Below are 328 nucleotides of genomic sequence, written 5' to 3'. Positions count from 1 at the left end.
CAGCCAAATACAGCTCTGTCATGGCAGTCGCATCTGTGAATCAACGAAAGCAAAGAGCCTTTGATTCCTCTGTTGGGGAAGAAGTGGAAGTATCAGCACCAGGTGTCTCAACATTAAGTACCGTTCCTCATAACGAATATGGATATAAGAGTGGTACGTCTATGGCATCACCTCACGCAGCTGGTGCTGCGGCAGTCATTCTATCAAAACATCCGAATCTGACAAATGATGAATTGCGTGAATGGCTGACAAAAACAGCAACAAAACTGGGCGAACCTTTTTATTATGGCGCTGGGCTTGTGAACGTACAAAAAGCTGCACGAGAAAG

The 328-nt window shown here is 45.4% G+C and carries 1 protein-coding gene; it reads left to right on the top strand.

From position 1 onward, the window contains the following. The coding region (locus KVT11_RS19620; protein WP_217609124.1) for a S8 family serine peptidase at positions 1-328 on the top strand (328 nt) is incomplete at both ends.

This window comes from Bacillus sp. GbtcB10 (assembly GCF_019091365.1).
Classification (GTDB): domain Bacteria; phylum Bacillota; class Bacilli; order Bacillales; family Bacillaceae; genus Bacillus; species Bacillus altitudinis.
Note: the sequence above shows the minus strand (reverse complement) of the source record. Positions and strands in the feature narration are given on the sequence as shown.